Origin of the sequence: Lactobacillus helveticus DSM 20075 = CGMCC 1.1877, assembly GCF_000160855.1 — a bacterium.
Lineage (GTDB): Bacteria > Bacillota > Bacilli > Lactobacillales > Lactobacillaceae > Lactobacillus > Lactobacillus helveticus.
This window is the reverse complement of the sequence record NZ_GG700759.1, coordinates 14,678-16,650: the sequence shown is the minus strand read 5'-3', so window position 1 is coordinate 16,650 and position 1,973 is coordinate 14,678. Positions and strand designations below refer to the sequence as shown.

The window sequence follows — 1,973 nt, the reverse complement described above, 5'->3', positions numbered from 1 at the left end:
TAATCTATAAAAAAGCTATCTTTTTTATAGACTATAATTTTTAGCCGAAACGAGCAATGATTTTAACTTTCTTTTCTTTAGGTAAAATGGTAATTTCACTTTCGGTGATTTTACCAGTTTCCTTTTGTACGGTTTCGGCAATCATGCCACTTTCAAGAGAAAATTCTTTACTACCACTGTCTAAACGGTCTTCGATATTTTGACCGCTTAATTCAAAAGTGATGGAGGCTCTTCTTTCTTTGGTTTTTACAAGAGTACCAAATTTAGCCATATGGAAGAAATCAGCCAAATCATCAAAATCGCTTAAGTCGTAGTGACGTGAAATTCTTTTGCCAGCCCAATAAAGAATAGGGGCATCATCATCACCTAAAATAGTTGGTAAAAGAAAGTCGCGGTAAAGCTGATTAATAAAATATACGTGTTCGTTTGCGTTTTCTGTCATAAACTTATTCATCCCTTTTATTCTTTTTTATTTTACCGTAAACTAGTAGGAGTAGAAAATAATTTTTTCTTAATAAGAGGTTTTTATTATGGATAATCGTCCCATTGGATTGTTAGACTCGGGTGTTGGCGGCTTTACAGTTGTTAAAAAAGTAATTGAAAAGTTGCCTCACGAATCTACTGTTTTTATTGGTGATAGTGCCAATATGCCTTATGGCGATAAAAGTCGTGAACAAATTATTGAACTTACGCGTCGTAGCGTAAAGTTTTTATTGCAAAAGAAAGTAAAGTTAATTATTTTTGCCTGCAACACAGCAACGGCAGTGGCAATGCCCACTTTGCAAAATGAAGTTGAGCAGCAAATTATCGGAGTTATTCAATCAGGTAGTTTAGCTGCGGCAAGAACGACTAAAAATAAAAAAGTTGCAGTAGCAGCAACACCGGTAACAATTAATTCGCATGCATATCAAAAAGAAATTAAATTCAGAGATCCTGATATTAAGGTGATGGAAGTAGCAGCACCAGAGCTTGCTCCCCTCATTGAAAGCCAAAAGGATTATGATACTAATTTAGCAGCAGTTAAACGCAGTATTGCTCCGCTTAAGGATCAAGATTTTGATACTTTTGTTTTGGGCTGTACGCATTATCCTTTAATTCAAAATGAATTTGTGGAAGCATTAGGTGATAAAATTCAAATTGTAGATCCTGCTGATCAAGTAGCACAATATACGTTTAATGTTATGCGGCGTGATGGCTTATTTAGTTCATTCGATCAAGCTGGAAAGCATGAATATTACACTACTGGAGATCCTGATAAATTCTCAGAAATGGGAAGAAGATTTTTAGGACAAGCAGATTTGACTAGTCATCAAGTAGATACGAGGAATTTATAATGACTAAGGAAATTTTATTTGCGACCGGCAATCAAGGAAAAGCTAAGGAATTAAAAGAAGCTTTTAAGAGAGCTGGCGTGGGTGTCGAAATCAAGACTAATGCTGATTTAGATAATCCGCCTAATCCAATTGAAAGTGGACGGACTTTTGAAGCAAATGCCAAAATTAAAGCTCATGAGTTAGCAGATTTTTCAGGATTGCCAACAATTGCCGATGATTCAGGCTTAATGGTTGATGCATTAAACGGTGAACCTGGCGTAAGAAGTGCTCGTTATGCAGGTGAAGCTCATAATGATGCTAAAAATAATGCAAAGTTGCTAGCTAATTTGGGCGGCGTACCTGATGAAAAGAGAACGGCAAAGTTTTGGACGACAATCGTTGTTTCAATGCCAGGTGAGTTTGATAAGGATTTAGTTGTTTCAGGTACTTGTTCAGGTCGGATCCTGGCTGCACCACGCGGTGAAGATGGCTTTGGTTATGATCCGCTATTCTTTATTCCTGAAAAGGGCAAGACTTTTGCACAAATGACAACAGATGAGAAAAATGAAATCTCTCATCGTGGTAATGCGGTGAGAAAATTATTGCAAGAATTGCCGGATTGGCTAAAACAATTCAATTAAAAAAGTGTTTAGAATTTTG

At 36.5% G+C, this 1,973-nt stretch carries 3 protein-coding genes; 2 read left to right on the top strand and 1 reads right to left on the bottom strand.

Annotation, left to right across the window (positions count from 1 at the left end):
• Positions 1-40: 40 nt before the first annotated feature.
• A complete protein-coding gene (locus HMPREF0518_RS08235; RefSeq protein WP_003627746.1) occupies positions 41-454 on the bottom strand; it encodes a YslB family protein in 414 nt (137 codons plus the stop codon).
• Positions 455-530: 76 nt separating this feature from the next.
• Here HMPREF0518_RS08235 and murI point away from each other — a divergent pair, with 76 nt between their 5' ends.
• Both murI and HMPREF0518_RS08225 read left to right on the top strand, forming a co-directional pair.
• Entirely contained in the window at positions 531-1,334 is an 804-nt protein-coding gene (gene murI, locus HMPREF0518_RS08230; RefSeq protein WP_003627745.1) for a glutamate racemase, read from the top strand.
• Complete coding sequence (locus HMPREF0518_RS08225) at positions 1,334-1,954, top strand: XTP/dITP diphosphatase (protein WP_003627744.1); 621 nt, start codon at positions 1,334-1,336, stop codon at positions 1,952-1,954. The genes murI and HMPREF0518_RS08225 overlap by 1 nt, the downstream gene beginning before the upstream one ends.
• Positions 1,955-1,973: the final 19 nt, after the last annotated feature.

What these genes read in the sequence shown, in the direction of transcription:
- HMPREF0518_RS08235 (WP_003627746.1), bottom strand. Translation starts at nt 454, where the DNA reads ATGAATAAGTTTATGACAGAAAACGCAAACGAACACGTATATTTTATT.
- HMPREF0518_RS08225 (WP_003627744.1), top strand. Translation starts at nt 1,334, where the DNA reads ATGACTAAGGAAATTTTATTTGCGACCGGCAATCAAGGAAAAGCTAAG.
- murI (WP_003627745.1), top strand. Translation starts at nt 531, where the DNA reads ATGGATAATCGTCCCATTGGATTGTTAGACTCGGGTGTTGGCGGCTTT.